The sequence below is a fragment of the Microbispora sp. CA-135349 genome (assembly GCF_050947365.1).
Taxonomy (GTDB): domain Bacteria; phylum Actinomycetota; class Actinomycetes; order Streptosporangiales; family Streptosporangiaceae; genus Microbispora.
Genome location: NZ_CP192001.1, coordinates 1,044,276 through 1,058,996 on the forward strand (window position 1 = coordinate 1,044,276; position 14,721 = coordinate 1,058,996).

Sequence of the window (14,721 nt, forward strand, 5' to 3'; positions counted from 1 at the left end):
CCCGCACATCTGGAGAAACGACGTGCGCCTGCGTCTCACGCCCCGTGAGGACAGCTACTACGACTTGTTCGCCGACTCGGCGAACAACCTCGTCACCGCATCGCGGCTGCTGGTCGAGATCATCAGCGACGGTTCGGACCGGGAGGGTCTGGCCGAGAAGATGCGTGCCTGCGAACATGCGGGCGACGAGCGCACTCACGCGATCATGAACCGGCTCAATGAGAGCTTCATCACGCCTTTCGACCGCGAGGACATCTACCGTCTCGCGTCCAATCTCGACGACGTGATGGACTACATGGAGGCCGCGGCCGACCTGATCGTCCTCTACCAGATCGACCACCTGCCCAAGGAGGTCGTACGCCAGGTGGAGGTCCTCGAACGGGCCGCCGAGCTCACCGCGGACGCGATGCCGCGCCTGCGCTCGATGCAGCATCTCAACGAGTACTGGATCGAGATCAACCGGCTCGAGAACCAGGCCGACCAGGTCTACCGCAGGCTGCTGGCGAAGCTGTTCAGCGGCGAGTACGACGCGCTGACCGTCATGAAGATGCGCGAGGTCATCGAGCAGCTCGAGCTCGCCGCCGACGCCTTCGAGCACGTGGCGAACACGATCGAGACGATCGCGGTCAAGGAAAGCTAAGTGGAGCTCGCGCTTGTCATCGGCGTGATCGTCATCGCGCTGGTGTTCGACTACACGAACGGTTTCCACGACGCGGCGAACGCCATCGCCACCTCCGTCTCCACCCGCGCGCTGACGCCGCGGATCGCGCTGCTCCTCGCCGCGGTCATGAACTTCATCGGCGCCCATCTCGGCACCGCGGTGGCCCACACCGTGGGCAAGGGGATCATCGACGCTCCGGACGGCGCCCACGGGCTCATCATCGTGGGCGGCGCTCTCATCGGGGCGATCGTCTGGAACCTCATCACCTGGTACTTCGGCCTGCCGTCGTCGAGCAGTCACGCCCTGATCGGCGGGCTGGTCGGCTCCGCCCTGGCCGCCAGCGCGACCGTGCACTGGTCCGGGGTGGTGGAGAAGGTCGTCATCCCCATGGTCCTGTCGCCTGTCATCGGGTTCGTCCTGGGCGGCATCATCATGACGATTCTCCTGTGGATCTTCCGTAAGTCCAACCCGCACCGCACCAGCCGCGGGTTCCGTTACGTGCAGCCCATCTCGGCGGCCGCCATTGCGCTCGGCCACGGACTGCAGGACGCGCAGAAGACGATGGGCGTGATCTTCCTGGCGCTCGTCGTGGGCGGATACGCCTCCCCGCAGGGCGAGATCCCCGAGTGGGTCATCACGGCCTCGGCCACGGCCATCTCCCTCGGCACGTACTCCGGCGGCTGGCGCATCATGCGGACGATGGGCAGGCGGATCATCCACCTGGACCCGCCACGCGGCTTCGCGGCCGAGACGGCGGCCTCGTCGGTCCTCTACACGGCCGCCATCGGGTTCGGCGCCCCGATCTCGACCACGCACACCATGACCTCCGCGATCATGGGCGTGGGCGCCACGCGGCGCCTGTCGGCGGTGCGGTGGGGCATCGCCGGCAACATCGTGACCGCGTGGGTCCTGACGATCCCGGCCGCGGCCATCGCCGCCGCGATCGGTTACTACATCCTCAACCTCATCCTCGGATAGAGGACGCCCCCATACGAAAACGGGCCGGCCCCCATGGGGACCGGCCCGTCTGGCGTTTCAGCGCCGGTACATCACGTCGGTGTTCCACCGGGTGAACCCGAGCGACTCGTAGAGCCGGACCGCCGCGGCGTTCTCCTCGTCCACGTAAAGCATGACCTGGGCGAGGCCGAGCGCGCGCAGGTGTTCCAGGCCGGCGAGCGTCAGTGCCCGGCCGAGGCCCGTGCCGCGCTCGCCGGGCGCGACCCCCACCACGTAGACCTCCCCGATCGGCTCGTCGCCGTCGTGCACCTTGGTCCAGTGGAACCCCGCCAGCGCGTCTCCCCGTACGGCGAGGAAGAAGCCGGCGGGGTCGAACCACGACTCGCGCTCCCGCAGTTCGAGGTCGTCCATCGTCCAGGATCCCTGCTCGGGGTGGGTGGCGAAGGCCAGGGCGTTGAGTGCGAGCCACGCCTTCTCGTCACGTCCCGGTTCGAACGTGCGCAGCCGTACGCCGTCGGGGAGGACGGCGGCGGGCACGGGCTCGGACAGCGGGCGGCGCATCTGCCACAGCGACCGCACCCGGGTCAGGCCGGCGCTCGCGGCGAGACGCGCGGCGCCGGGCAGGTCGCCGTGCGCCCACAGGCGCAGCCCGCCTCCGCTCGCCTCCAGCGCGTCGCCGAGCAGTTGCCGGCCCAGCCCGCGCCGGCGGAAGGCGGGATGCACCACGAGTTCGCCGCTCGGTCCCTCCTCCGGGTCCGCCGGATCCAGATGCGCGAAGCCCGCGACGTGCCCGTCCTCGTACAGCAGTACGGCTCTCGCACCCGGCTCGGCGCCGTGGCGCACCTGGAGCATCACGTGCTCGTTGACCGGGCCGACACCGTCGGCCTCGGCGGCCGCCTCCACCAGGGCGAGCACCGCCGCCACCTGCTCGTCATCGAGCCGTTCCGTGATCTCCGCGCGTACGTCCATGTCTGGCACGATAGGTGAGCATCCGGCGGTCTCCCGCACCGGGCTTCGGCAATACACGCCAGGGGTGCGCTCCCTGAATCGTTATCTTTGCGCCATTTCCCGCTCAGATCCCCGCTCTACTGTCGGAGGTCATGACCCGAGCAACACTGACGCGACTGGCCGTCGCCGGCGCCGCCGTGGTGGGCGCCGCGGCCCTCACGATGGGCACGGCCGCCGCATCTCCCGCTCCCCAATCCGGCACGCCCCAGCCGGGCGAGCACGGGCCCGGCGAACACCGGCCCGGCGAGCCCCAGCCCGGCAAGCACGACAAGAAGCCCGGCCCCTCCGTCCCCGTCCGGTTGCTGACCATCAACGACCTCCACGGCAACCTCGAGCCCCCGACCGGGTCCAGCTCCCGCATCCTCGACCCGAACGGCGCGAACACCGACACCGACGGCTCGCTGACCGGCATCGCCGGAGCGAAGTACTCGATCGCGGGCGGCGCGTCCTACCTGGCCGCCCACCTCAAGCGGCTGCGCGACCCCAACACCCTCCTGGTGGCCGCGGGCGATCTCATCGGCGCCTCGCCGCTGCTGTCCGCCGCCTACCACGACGAGCCGACCGCCGCCCTGCTGGACAAGCTCGGCCTGGTCGCCTCCTCGGCAGGCAACCACGAGTTCGACGAGGGCATCGACGAGCTCAACCGCATCATGAACGGCGGCTGCCACCCGGTCGACGGCTGCTCCCCGGCGGGTCAGTGGAAGGGCACGAAGTTCGACTACCTCGGGGCCAACGTGATCAAGGAGGGCGACGGCGACTACGCTCTGCCGCCCTTCTTCGTCAAGGAGATCCACGGGGTGAAGATCGGCTTCATCGGCCTGGTCACCCAGACCACCCCGAGCATCGTCACCGCCGCCGGCATCAAGGGCCTGCAGTTCACCGAGGAGGTCGCGGCGGCCAACAAGGTGTCCAAGCAACTCGCCAGGCAGGGCGTCAAGGCCCAGGTCGTGCTGGTCCACGAGGGCGACAACATCACCCCGAACCAGGACCCCAGCTCGTGCCCGGTCGTCCCCGGCAACGGCTCGCGGATCGCCACGGGGCTCGACCCGCAGGTCGACCTGGTCGTCAGCGGCCACAGCCACCAGGCGTACGTCTGCAAGGTGAAGGACCCGGCAGGTCAGGACCGCGTCTACACCCAGGGCTCGTCGTTCGGCCGGGCGATCACGCAGATCGACTTCCGGGTCGACCTCAAGACGAAGGACGTCGTCCGCTCCAGCGTCGCGGCCAGGAACAACGTGGTGACCCGCACCGTCACCCCGGACGCCGACACCGAGGCGTACATCAAGACCTGGCAGGAGCGGGTCTCGACCGTCGCGAACAGGCCGATCGGCAAGATCACGGCCAGCATCGGACGTGGCGGCAACGTCGGGGAGACCCCGCTCGGGGACCTCATCGCCGACGCGCAGCTCGAGGCGACCGAGGACGGCGGCAACGCGGAGATCGCCCTGATGAACCCGGGCGGCGTCCGCACCGACCTGACCTACCCGCAGAGCGGCTCGGAGGGCGACGGCGTCGTGACGTACGGCGAGGCCTTCCAGGTGCAGCCGTTCAACAACCTCATGCAGGTCGTCACGCTCACCGGGGCCCAACTCAAGGCGCTGCTCGAGCAGCAGATCTGGAAGGTCGACCCGGTGACCGGCGGCATCACCCAGCGGATCCTCCAGCCGTCCTCGTCGCTCACCTACACCTTCGACACGACGAAGCCGGAGGGCTCACGCGTCTCCGACATCAAGATCAAGGGCGCCGCGGTGACCGACACCCAGCAGATCCGGGTGGCCGCCAACAACTTCCTCGTCGGCGGCGGCGACGGCTTCACCGTCTTCACCCAGGGCACCGACCTGTGGAGCGGCCCGCTGGACATAGACGCGTTCGTCGCCTACATGGGCGCGCACTCGCCGATCGAGCCGCCGGCCACCGGCCGGATCAATCTCATCAGGTGATCACGCGAAAAGCAGTGGCCCGCCCCCTCGGGGACGGGCCACTAGTGTCTGGCGGGTTCGGCCTCGTTCTGCTGCTCGCCACCCCGGTCGGGGACGAAGCGGTAGCCGACGTTGCGGACCGTTCCGATGAGCGCCTCGTATTCGGCGCCCAGCTTGGCGCGCAGGCGCCGTACGTGCACGTCCACGGTCCGCGTGCCGCCGAAGTAGTCGTAGCCCCAGACCTCCTGCAGCAGCTGGGCCCGGGTGAAGACCCGGCCCGGGTGCTGCGCGAGATACTTCAGCAGCTCGAACTCCTTGAACGTGAGGTCCAGCGTGCGCCCGCGCAGCCGGGCCGTGTAGGTCGCCTCGTCGATCGACAGGTCGCCGCTGCGGATCTCGTCCGGAACCTCCTCCACGGCGGCAAGCGACAGCCGCCCGACCGCCATCCGCAGCCGGGCCTCGACCTCGGCCGGGCCCGCGCTGTCGAGGAGCACGTCGTCCACGCCCCACTCGGCCGTCATCGCCGCCAGACCGCCCTCGGTAACGATCGCCATGAGGGGGCAGGTGACACCGGTCGTGCGCAGCAGCCGGCACAGACTCTTGGCCTGCACGAGCTCGCGGCGCGCGTCCACCAGGATGGCGTCCGCAGGGGGCGTGTCGATCAGCGCGGAGGCCTCCGCGGGAGCGACACGCACCGAGTGCAGCAGGAGTCCGAGTGCCGGGAGCACTTCAGCCGACGGTTCCAGAGCGTTGGTCAACAGGAGCAGATTGCTCATGTGAGCCTCCTCGCACCATGTCGGCTCGGCGCCGTTTGCAGCACTGGAAACCGCGACAGCCGTACAAACACGTAAGGACCCGGGGGCCACATCGCCCGAGTCCATTGATTCGTAGGGTAGCCCACACGAGATTTGCGTCCAATGTGCGTCACCCGTGTGAACAACACGTCACGTGGTTTGGCACCGTAACGTGACGGTGACGGAGAGCTGTCCAAGGGTGACGGAAGATCGAGGGGAGCGGCGCGTCATGGCCAGGGGAACGATCCGCTACTGGGCGGCGGCCAAGGAGGCCGCCGGCTTGCCGGAGGAGGCGTTCGACGCCGAGACGCTGGGAGACCTGCTCGCGCGGGTCTCGCGGAACCCGGCCGTCGAGCGTGTGCTCCGCCGGTGCTCCTTCCTCGTCGACGGCGCCCCGGTGGGCACGCGCGACCCGGCGACGATCGACCTTCCCGAGGGCGCCGTTGTCGAGGTTTTACCCCCCTTCGCCGGGGGATGAGGCCCAAGTGCCTCTCCCGTCAATCAGGCAAATCTTGCCGGTCAAGGCACTACCCTGATCGCAAAGGCGCCTTCGGAGGGGTCGGATGCGCAAGTTGGTCGTGGCCGTGGCCTTGCTGGCCATCCTGCTCGTCGTGCTCGACCGGGTGGCCGTGGTCGGGGTGCAGCGTGAGATCGCCCGGCAGATCGAGGCGAAGTACGACCTGTCGCAGACGCCGTCGGTGCAGGTGAAGGGCATACCGTTCCTCACCCAGGCCGTCTCCGGCCGGTACGGGGAGATCGCCATCGGCATCGGGCAGGTGGAGCGGGAGGGCATCCGGCTCGAACGCATCGACGCCACGTTGTACGGCGTCACCGCCCCGCTCTCCGACCTGATCCAGAACGCCGCGGCCACCGACATCAGGGCGGAGCGCGTGACGGGGACCGTGGTCATCTCCCGGGAGACCCTGTCGGCCCGTGCACCGCGCGGCATCAAGGTCGAGGGCGCGGGCGACGACGCGCTGCGCGTCTCGGGCAACGTGACCGTGCTCGGCAACCAGGTGCCGGTCACCGCCGACATGAAGATCCAGGTGGTGCAGGGCGGGATCCGTCTCACGCCCAAGAGCGTGAAGCTCGCCGGCGCCATCCCGGTGCCCAACCCCGAACGGCTCATCTCGTTCACGGTGCCGGTGAAGAACCTGCCGCTCAACCTCAGGATCACCCGGGTGAAGTCGACGAGTGAAGGGCTCGCGGTCCAGGGCACCGCGTCCGATGTCCCCCTCCGATGAACCGTCGCGCCGCGGCGTACGTGATGAGGGTGTGAGTCCAGCCGGAACCGCCGACGAGGAGCTCATACGCGCACTTTGGGAGGATCACGGAGGGCCGCTGTACGGCTACGTACTGCGGTTGACCGGTGATCCGGGCAGGGCGGAGGACGTGGTGCAGGAGACGCTGCTCCGGGCCTGGCGGCACCCCTCCGGGCTGCAGGGACGCCCGGTTCGCGCATGGCTGTTCACCGTCGCCCGCAATCTCGTCGTCGACCAGCATCGGGCCCGCAAGTCCAGGCCGCAGGAGATGGGGGACGAGGCGCTCGCCGTGCTGCCCGCCGACGACGAGCTGGAACGGGCCGTCGAGTCATGGGGGGTGGCGGAGGCGCTGGCCTCGCTCAGGGCGGAGCACCGCGAGGTGCTCCTGGAGACGTACTACCGGGGGAGATCGGTGAAGGAGGCGTCGGAGATCCTCGGCATTCCGCCGGGAACGGTGAAGTCGCGGACCTACTACGCCCTCCGGGCACTGAAACTCGCCCTGGAGGAACGGGGGCTGGCACCATGACCTGCGAGGAGGTGCGGATCTCGCTCGGCGCGCACGTGCTGGGGGCGCTCGACGCCGAGGAGACCGCCGAGGTCGAGGCCCACCTGGAAACCTGCGCGGCGTGCCGGGAGGAGCTGGACGAGCTGTCCGGTCTGCCGCCGCTGCTGGCCCTCGTGTCCGCCGAGGACATCGAGCGCGCCGCCGCGCCGCCGCGGGCCGTGCTCGACGGTGTCGTCGCGGATGTCGCGGGGGGATCAGCCGGGGGATCAATCGGTGGCTCAACCGGCGGCTCAGCGGGTGGATCGACCGCGGGTCCGGCCGTGACGCCCGCCGGGCGCGGACGCCGCTCCCGCGTGCTGCTGGCGCTCGCCGCGTCCGTGGTCGTCGCGGCGGTGGGCGGTACGGCGTGGCTGTCGGCGGCGCAGAACGCGCCGGGAGGTGAGACGACGGTGGCGGGCGCCGCCGCGGCCCCCGACCAGGCGAGCCGTGCCATGCGGGACGAGGCCGGCCAAGGCCGGACGGCCGAAGACCGGGCGGACCAGGCTCAGGCGGGTCAGGCCGAGCCGGCGGGCACGGACGCACCCGTGGCGCCCCTCGTCGCACCGGCCTCGCCCGCGCCGTCGAAGGGAGCGGTGGCGAGGAAGGTCCAGCCGCCGCCCGCCGACGCGACCGTCACGGCGGCGCCCGAGGCACGCGGGCGCCACGGCGACGTGACCATGGCCGTACGGCTCGATCCGCAGGGCGGACGGACGCAGATCGTCGCCAGGGTCGCCGGAGTCCCCGCCGGCACGGTCTGCACGCTGCGCGCCGTCGCCAAGAACGGCACGGCCTCGACCATCGGCAGCTGGACCGTGGGGAGGGGGGAGTATCGCGGGCAGAAGATGGTCCTCGAAGGCTCCACCAAGCTGCGCCTCGGCCAGATCGACCGGTTCGAGCTCGCCGACTCGGGCGGCCGCATCCTGGTGACCGCCACGCTGTGACCTGGCTGTGACGTCGTCGTGAGCCGGCGCGGGAATCGGCCGTGCCCGGCGTACGGTTGCAGTCGGTGATGGCAGGGATCGCAACCCTCGTGGCCACGCTCGTTGCGGGCGTGCTCCTCGGGCTGCTCCTGAAACGGCGCGACGGAAGGATACGGGCCGTGGAACACGTCCCGGTGACGAGCGGGGATCTCGGCGCGGACCTCGGCGAGCGCGCCACGCTGGTCCAGTTCTCCACCGCGTTCTGCCAGCCGTGCCGGGCGACCCGCCGCATCCTGGACGAGGTGGCAGGCCTGGTCCCCGGTGTGCGGCACGTGGAGATCGACGCGGAGTCGCGCCTGGACCTGGTCAGGCGCTTCGACGTGCTGCGCACGCCCACCGTGCTCGTCCTCGACGGGGCGGGCAACGTGGTGAAGCGGGCGTCCGGCCAGCCGCGCAAGGTGGACGTCATCGCCGCCCTCGGCGCGGCCGTGGACGGCGCGTCTCACGGGCCGTCTCACCCAGCGGACAAGGTGTGACAGATGCCGAGACGGAAGGTACTGTCATGGTCATGACTCCCACGACAGAGCTGCTCACGAAGCGGCGCGCGGTGGACTTCTGCCGCGTCGCGACCTCGCTCTGTCGCATGGCCTGAGGGTGATTCCTGCGGCTTCGTGCCGCGTTCCAAGAATCCTTCAGGAGCATCCCCACGATGCAGATCGACCCTCGTGGCCCGCGTTTCGGCGCGGCGGTGACCACTGTGGTCCTCGCGGTTGCGCTGGTCACGCAAAGCCCCTGGTTGCTCGCCGCACAGGCGATCGTCTTCGCGCTCGGCGCCGCCGACGCGTCGCCGTACGGGCTGGTCTTCCGCCGGTTGGTACGGCCGAGGCTGGGCCCGCCGGCGGAGACGGAGGACGCGGCGGCGCCGCGGTTCGCGCAGGCCGCCGGGCTGGGGTTCGCGGTGGTGGGACTGATCGGATTCGCGGCGGGGATCACCCCACTGGCCTTGGGTGCGACAGCAGCGGCACTGCTGGCCGCCTTCCTCAACGCAGCGTTCGGCTTCTGCCTGGGCTGCGAAACGTACCTGCTCATTCGCCGTCTACAACCTGGGAGAATCCAATGAGCCGCTCCGCCGTCCTGGTGGACGCCGACTGGGTCGAGGCCAACCTCGACACGCCGGGTGTCGTGCTCGTCGAGGTCGACGAGGACACCAGCGCTTACGACAAGGGTCACATCCGCGGTGCCGTGAAGATCGACTGGAGGACCGACCTGCAGGACCCGGTCCGCCGCGACTTCGTCGACAAGGCCGGCTTCGAGGCCCTGCTGTCGGCCAAGGGCATCGCCAACGACGACACCGTGGTCCTCTACGGCGGCAACAACAACTGGTTCGCCTCCTACGCCTACTGGTACTTCAAGGTCTACGGCCACGACAACGTCAAGCTGCTCGACGGCGGGCGCAAGAAGTGGGAGCTGGAGTCCCGCGAGCTGGTCAAGGACGTCGTCGAGCGCCCGGCCACGCAGTACGTGGCCTCGGAGCCGAACAACGACATCCGCGCCTTCCGCGACGACGTGGTGAGCGCGATCGGCAAGCAGAACCTGGTCGACGTGCGCTCGCCCGACGAGTTCACCGGCAAGCTGCTCGCCCCGGCCCACCTGCCGCAGGAGCAGGCGCAGCGCGGCGGCCACGTGCCCACCGCCCGCAACATCCCGTGGTCGAAGGCGGCCAACGACGACGGCACCTTCCGTTCGGACGACGAGCTGAAGGAGCTCTACGCCGGTGCCGGCGTGGACTTCGGCAAGGACACCATCGCCTACTGCCGCATCGGCGAGCGCTCCGCGCACACCTGGTTCGTGCTGCACGAGCTGCTCGACCAGCCCAACGTCAAGAACTACGACGGTTCGTGGACCGAGTACGGCTCGCTCGTGGGCGTGCCGATCGAGCTGGGGGAGGCCCGCTGATGACCATCCAGGGTTGCGCTGCTCCTGAGCAGACCGTCGCGCTGCCGGCCGGCATCGACCTGTCCAACCAGGCCGTGATCCAGGGCGTCGTCTCCGGCGCCGGCACGGCGTACGCCCGTCTGCTGGACCACAGCGGCGAGTTCACCGGTGAGGTCGTCGTCTCCGACGAGGGCATCTTCCGCTTCTTCGCCGCTCCCGGTCAGTGGACCGTCCGCATCATCGCCGGCGGCGGCGTCACCAAGGACGTCCCCGTCGAGGCCAAGCTCGGCGAGGTCGCCCAGATCTCGGTCGCCGTCTGATCCAGTCGCTCCACCAGAAGGCCGGTGCGTTCCCGCGAACGCACCGGCCTTCTGCGTTTTCCTGTGGACAGCTAGTATTACGTGCTACATGTAATACGTGATGGGGGCGAGCGCGATGCGACTGAACAGCAAGGGACAGGTAACCATTCCCGCCGAGATCCGCGAGAAGTACGGCCTGCACCCCGGCGACGAGGTCGACGTGATCGAAGTGGGCAACACCTTGCGGATCGTGCGCCGGGAGAGCAGCAGCACGCGGGGGCAGCGGGCCGCGCAGCGACTCCGGGGCAGCGCGACGACGTCCATGACCACCGACGAGATCATGGGACTGCTGCGTGACGAGTAACACCTTGCGTGTCGTCCGCGAGCAGGTCACTCTCGTGGATTCCTGCGTTCTGCTCGACGTCGCCACCGATGATCCCAAATGGGGGGCCTGGTCCGCCGACGCCCTGGCTCGGGTGCTGGACGGAGGACGGCTGATCGTCAATCCGGTCGTGTACTCCGAGGTGTCGGTCGGCTACGAGAGCATCGAGAGCCTCGACGAGGCGTTGCCGCCCGAGGACTACGAGCGTGAGGACGTTCCCTTCGAGGCGGCTTTCCTGGCCGGCAAGGCCTTTCTCGCCTATCGCAGGCGCGGTGGCGGGAAAAGGTCGCCGCTGCCCGACTTCTTCATCGGCGCGCACGCTGCCGTGCGGAAATACCGGCTGCTCACCCGGGACACCGCCCGGTATCGGACCTACTTCCCCACAGTCGAGCTCATCGCACCGTAGGGAGGGCGGGAGCCGATAACATGCGGCAGGTGTCCGGAACGCCCGCACTTGCCGCCCCCCGCCAGGATGCCGCGCCGCGCCGGGCCTCCTGGACGCTGTCGCCGTACGCGCTGCCGCTGAACGCCCTGCGGATCCTCGCGAAGTGCGCCCTCCCGCTGATCCTCTGGTTCTCGGCCGGACGGCTGGTGCGCTGGGCGCTGCTCCTGCTGGCCGCGACCGTCTCGCACGGCTCGTGGTACCAGGCTCGCCTCGTCCTGGTGATGTTCCTGTTCACACTCGTCGTGATGACGTCCCTCGCCACGACCGTGGGCATGCTGTACGTCGTCCGCGAGGCGCTGCTGGAGACCCGGGCCAGACGCGCGGGCGGCGAGGCCAAGGAGAGCCTGCCGAACGCCCTCAACCGGACCGCTCTCGTCTTCGCCGGCATCTACACGAGCTGGGGGTTCGTCGCCGACGACGCCCGGGAGTTCGCCGACATCGACATCCTGCGGCAGCCGGACCGGCTCGTGGTGGACGCCTTCAGCGGCGACAACAGCGGGGTCGCGCGCGGGCTGCTCGACCTCGACCCGAAGGTCTCCCTGGGGGCGATGGTGGTCGCCTACGTGGTGAAGTGGTACTTCGGCCGCCGCCACGAGGAGAGAGAGGGCCGTTTCACGGGCATGCTGGCCACGTTCGGGGAGCTCGCGTTCGCGTTCTACGGGCTCAACGCGGTCGCCGCCGCCGTGGGAGCACGTTCCGACTGGATCGGCCACCGGTCGGCCGTCGCCGCCTGGCACGACTTCGCGGCCGGTGCCGAGGAGAACGTCCCGGGATGGAAACAGGTCTCGGAGTGGCTGGGTGAGGTCTGGCCGCACGTGATCGACGCCCTCGCCGTCCCGCTCGTGTGGCTGACCGTCGGCATCCTCGTCTACGGCGCGTACGCGGAGGACACCCGCACCACGATCAGAGGAACCCCCCTGGAGCAGGCGGCGGTCCACCTGGAGCGCACCCACAACTGGACGCGCCTCGCGCTCGCCAAGCTGAGCGCCGGCTGGACCGCCCGCTGGATCCCGCTGCTCAACTCCCTGCGCCTGACGGTGCACGGGGGCGCCCCGCTGTTCGGGCTGTTCGCCCTCTGCTACGTCGGCCTGCACATCGGCGGCGACTATCTGCTCAGGGCGGGCCGCTACCTCACCGCGAGCGAGGAGCCCTACCTGTGGTTCGCGACCGGTGAGCCGCTCGCCTACGTGGTGGACCTGGTCGTGACCCTGGTGACGATGTGCCTGATCGCCGCCACCTTCGACATCGCCGCGACTCGCCGCAGGCTCACCGGCGGAACCGGAGAACGTGATCGTCTTTCTCCGTCGAGGTGAAGGCATCCTTCATGAAGTCCTCGGCGGACTGATCGGGCACGTCCCGGTAGCCGCTCGGACGGAGGGTGACCTCGACCTCGTCGGCCACGGGAGGCGGGACCACCCCCATCATCTCGATCCGGTACGGCGTGCCGATCTTGTTGTCCTTGACGTCGGGTGGCGTTTCGTCGCTCACCCTCTCCACCTGCCACGTGCGCCCGGCCCGGTCGGTGAACTTGACCTCTGCCGGCTGCCCATGGCGCATGGCGCCTTCGGCGTCGAGGGCGGTTCTGGTGGCCACGACCTTCAGCCATTGACGGTCGGACCGCTCCGGCTTGCCGTTGGGGTCTTCGGTCTTCTCCACGGTGACCCGCCACGACACGTGCTGCCAGACGCCCGCCTGGCCACGCGGCACGATGTGCACCGTGTAGTCCGGCCTGCCGTACCTGAACGCCTGATAACCGAACAGCGTGGGGGCGCCGACGGCGAGCACCACGGACAGCACGGCTCCGCCCACCAGCAGGCCCTTCCGCCGTGCGGGCGCCGCGGGCACGTCGGCGGGCGGCTCCGGGGCCGCCTCCCGCGGCAGGGGAGGGAGCGCCGGCGCCGCGGGCGGGGGTTGCCGGTTCGTCCGGAGGGCGGGGAACGGCTGGGTGGACCTGTCCTGCTCCTCCGGCTCCAGGGGCGGCCACACGCGCAGGTCCCTCGGCGGCGCCAGCGTGCCGGGGATGGGCACCGACGGCGGCGCCGTCGGCATGGGCGGGGGAACCGGCCCGCTGTAGGTGATGTCCGTGAAGTCGGGGGGCTGCTCGGCCGGGGGAGCGAACCAGTCACGCGCGTCCGGGTCGTTCCTCGGCGGGGTTCCGTCCATGGGCGTCTCGGTCATCGGCTCACGCTCACGAGTGAGTGGTAGTCCTCCGCCTGCGAGATCAGCCGGTCGGCGGCGGTGCCGGACAGGCCCAGGTCGATCTGCGCCTCGGGCGCGTAGGCGTCGTGGACGAACGCGTTGTTGGGAGGGATGAAGACGAGGCCGGCGCCCGGCACCGCGTCTTTCGGCACCTCGAAGACGAGTAGTCCGCTGGACCAGAATCCCGGCTGGATGTACTTGTTGAACAGCGTCAGCGCGGTGTTGACCTTGTCCGTCGGGCTGTAGCGCCGGCCGTCCGCCGTCAGGAGCAGGGGAGGGCTCGACTCGCTCAGCCGCATGGGCTCGCGCGTGCTCGTCGCCGAGACGTCGACCAGCAGGAACAGGTTGCCCGTGGCCACCTTGGTCACCTTGTTGGAGTAGTCCGTGGTGTCCACGGCATGGGCCGCCGCGACCGACAGGACCTTCACGCTGAAGCGTTTGGTCTCCACCGTCTCGCCGATCCGGCCCTTGTAGGTCAGGTAGGAGGTGCGCTGCTCGAAGGACATCGAGAAGTTCTGCTGTACGTAGACCGCTGCCGCCGCGAGCACGATCCCCGCCGCGCCGGCCGCGATACGCCGCCCTACGCCGCGCCGTGGCCGCTTCTCCCGCGCAGCGCGCCGCGCCGTGCGGCTCTCCGCCTGAGTGACCGCCATCAGGCGCTCTCCTTCCGTACGGGAAGGGTGATCCGCGCGGCCACCTCAGGCTCGAAGGCGCCCTTGTCGTCCTCGCGCTCGCCCGCGAGCATCCAGTAGTGGGTCTGGTCGCGCAAGCCGATCTTCTGGTACTCGAACGAGCCCACATCGAGACTGATCTCCGGCGGCGCGGCCGCGGTGGGCTCGAGCTCGTACTTCACCACGACCGTGGTGGTGATCCCGGGATGCAGCTGCCGGCTCTCGACGCCGAGACTGAACACCGAGACCTGGGGGCCGTACTTGGTCTTGATCTCCGGGCGCGTCCGCAGCAGCGAGCTGGCGAAGGTCGTGCTCTGGCGGAAGCCCTTGCCCGGCTCGGGCATGATGCCGACCGAGGCGGTCTCCTTGCCCATGTTGGTGACCTTGAGGACGAGCTCCAGATAGCGCTTCGTGGTGCCGAAGTCGCCCTGCTCGGTGGTGTCGATCGCCTTGATGAACTGGGTGCGGAACTGCCCCTGGTCGATCGTCTCCCCCGGCGAGGCCGTGGGCGGGGGCTTCTCCGGTGCTTCCGTGAAACCGCCGAACGCGGCGGTGACGCCGATGCCCACCACAGCCAGCGCGGAGGCGACCGGGACGAGGACCGGGCGTCGTCGGCGGGCGCCATTGGGGGATGACGTCATGGCAAGCGATGGTAGTACGACCTCACTTGCCCCATTGGTCGCAATGGTTCGTCCCCCGTGCGGAAATGCGTCCGAATGGCGAGA

The 14,721-nt window shown here is 69.7% G+C and carries 19 protein-coding genes; 14 read left to right on the top strand and 5 right to left on the bottom strand.

All coding sequences use genetic code 11. The features are described from left to right. The first annotated feature begins 22 nt into the window (after positions 1 to 22). Positions 23 to 640, top strand: a complete 618-nt coding sequence (locus tag ACQPZZ_RS05210) for a DUF47 domain-containing protein (RefSeq protein WP_030510423.1) — start codon at positions 23 to 25, stop codon at positions 638 to 640. Beyond that, positions 641 to 1,639 (top strand): anion permease, encoded by a 999-nt coding sequence (locus ACQPZZ_RS05215; protein WP_432929466.1) that lies wholly within the window; start codon positions 641 to 643, stop codon positions 1,637 to 1,639. A 57-nt stretch (positions 1,640 to 1,696) separates the two neighbouring features. On the opposite strand, the gene mshD is transcribed toward ACQPZZ_RS05215, so the two are convergent. After that, positions 1,697 to 2,587, bottom strand: a complete 891-nt coding sequence (gene mshD / locus ACQPZZ_RS05220; protein WP_432929468.1) for a mycothiol synthase — start codon at positions 2,585 to 2,587, stop codon at positions 1,697 to 1,699. Between the two features lie 131 nt (positions 2,588 to 2,718). On the opposite strand from mshD, the gene ACQPZZ_RS05225 reads away from it, so the two are divergent. After that, a complete protein-coding gene (locus ACQPZZ_RS05225) occupies positions 2,719 to 4,566 on the top strand; it encodes a bifunctional metallophosphatase/5'-nucleotidase (protein ID WP_432929470.1) in 1,848 nt (615 codons plus the stop codon). A 41-nt stretch (positions 4,567 to 4,607) separates the two neighbouring features. Here ACQPZZ_RS05225 and ACQPZZ_RS05230 read toward each other — a convergent pair whose 3' ends face one another. After that, complete coding sequence (locus tag ACQPZZ_RS05230) at positions 4,608 to 5,321, bottom strand: winged helix-turn-helix transcriptional regulator (RefSeq protein ID WP_363641999.1); 714 nt, start codon at positions 5,319 to 5,321, stop codon at positions 4,608 to 4,610. A 247-nt stretch (positions 5,322 to 5,568) separates the two neighbouring features. On the opposite strand from ACQPZZ_RS05230, the gene ACQPZZ_RS05235 reads away from it, so the two are divergent. The 11 genes from ACQPZZ_RS05235 to ACQPZZ_RS05285 all read left to right on the top strand — a co-directional run bounded on the left by ACQPZZ_RS05235 (position 5,569) and on the right by ACQPZZ_RS05285 (position 12,439). Continuing rightward, positions 5,569 to 5,817, top strand: a complete 249-nt coding sequence (locus tag ACQPZZ_RS05235; RefSeq protein WP_432929472.1) for a MoaD/ThiS family protein — start codon at positions 5,569 to 5,571, stop codon at positions 5,815 to 5,817. 85 nt (positions 5,818 to 5,902) lie between these two features. Next, positions 5,903 to 6,583 (top strand): LmeA family phospholipid-binding protein, encoded by a 681-nt coding sequence (locus ACQPZZ_RS05240; protein WP_363641995.1) that lies wholly within the window; start codon positions 5,903 to 5,905, stop codon positions 6,581 to 6,583. Beyond that, positions 6,567 to 7,127: a sigma-70 family RNA polymerase sigma factor gene (locus tag ACQPZZ_RS05245; RefSeq protein ID WP_363641993.1), complete on the top strand. Its 561-nt coding sequence runs from the start codon at positions 6,567 to 6,569 to the stop codon at positions 7,125 to 7,127. The genes ACQPZZ_RS05240 and ACQPZZ_RS05245 overlap by 17 nt, the downstream gene beginning before the upstream one ends. Next, entirely contained in the window at positions 7,124 to 8,086 is a 963-nt protein-coding gene (locus ACQPZZ_RS05250) for a zf-HC2 domain-containing protein (RefSeq protein ID WP_432929475.1), read from the top strand. The genes ACQPZZ_RS05245 and ACQPZZ_RS05250 overlap by 4 nt, the downstream gene beginning before the upstream one ends. An 89-nt stretch (positions 8,087 to 8,175) precedes the next feature. Beyond that, a complete protein-coding gene (locus ACQPZZ_RS05255; protein ID WP_432929477.1) occupies positions 8,176 to 8,601 on the top strand; it encodes a thioredoxin family protein in 426 nt (141 codons plus the stop codon). Positions 8,602 to 8,774: 173 nt separating this feature from the next. Next, positions 8,775 to 9,185 (top strand): DUF4395 domain-containing protein, encoded by a 411-nt coding sequence (locus ACQPZZ_RS05260; RefSeq protein WP_432929479.1) that lies wholly within the window; start codon positions 8,775 to 8,777, stop codon positions 9,183 to 9,185. Beyond that, a complete protein-coding gene (locus ACQPZZ_RS05265; RefSeq protein ID WP_363641985.1) occupies positions 9,182 to 10,021 on the top strand; it encodes a sulfurtransferase in 840 nt (279 codons plus the stop codon). Before ACQPZZ_RS05260 ends, ACQPZZ_RS05265 begins: the two co-directional genes overlap by 4 nt. Beyond that, on the top strand, positions 10,021 to 10,320 hold the full coding sequence (locus ACQPZZ_RS05270; RefSeq protein WP_363641983.1) for a DUF1416 domain-containing protein: 300 nt from the start codon (positions 10,021 to 10,023) through the stop codon (positions 10,318 to 10,320). Before ACQPZZ_RS05265 ends, ACQPZZ_RS05270 begins: the two co-directional genes overlap by 1 nt. A 115-nt stretch (positions 10,321 to 10,435) precedes the next feature. Continuing rightward, positions 10,436 to 10,663, top strand: a complete 228-nt coding sequence (locus ACQPZZ_RS05275) for an AbrB/MazE/SpoVT family DNA-binding domain-containing protein (protein WP_169987366.1) — start codon at positions 10,436 to 10,438, stop codon at positions 10,661 to 10,663. Beyond that, a complete protein-coding gene (locus tag ACQPZZ_RS05280) occupies positions 10,653 to 11,087 on the top strand; it encodes a type II toxin-antitoxin system VapC family toxin (RefSeq protein WP_432929482.1) in 435 nt (144 codons plus the stop codon). The genes ACQPZZ_RS05275 and ACQPZZ_RS05280 overlap by 11 nt, the downstream gene beginning before the upstream one ends. 29 nt (positions 11,088 to 11,116) lie before the next feature. Beyond that, complete coding sequence (locus tag ACQPZZ_RS05285; RefSeq protein WP_432929484.1) at positions 11,117 to 12,439, top strand: hypothetical protein; 1,323 nt, start codon at positions 11,117 to 11,119, stop codon at positions 12,437 to 12,439. Here ACQPZZ_RS05285 and ACQPZZ_RS05290 read toward each other — a convergent pair. From ACQPZZ_RS05290 to ACQPZZ_RS05300, 3 genes are read right to left on the bottom strand one after another with little or no spacing between them, the layout of a single operon-like run. Further along, positions 12,393 to 13,304, bottom strand: a complete 912-nt coding sequence (locus ACQPZZ_RS05290; RefSeq protein ID WP_432929486.1) for a hypothetical protein — start codon at positions 13,302 to 13,304, stop codon at positions 12,393 to 12,395. The two genes, ACQPZZ_RS05285 and ACQPZZ_RS05290, sit on opposite strands and share 47 nt — an antisense overlap. Next, positions 13,301 to 13,978, bottom strand: coding sequence for a DUF4352 domain-containing protein (locus ACQPZZ_RS05295; protein ID WP_432929488.1), 678 nt, complete (start codon positions 13,976 to 13,978; stop codon positions 13,301 to 13,303). Before ACQPZZ_RS05295 ends, ACQPZZ_RS05290 begins: the two co-directional genes overlap by 4 nt. Then, entirely contained in the window at positions 13,978 to 14,637 is a 660-nt protein-coding gene (locus tag ACQPZZ_RS05300) for a hypothetical protein (protein WP_432929490.1), read from the bottom strand. The genes ACQPZZ_RS05295 and ACQPZZ_RS05300 overlap by 1 nt, the downstream gene beginning before the upstream one ends. Between the last annotated feature and the right edge of the window lie 84 nt (positions 14,638 to 14,721).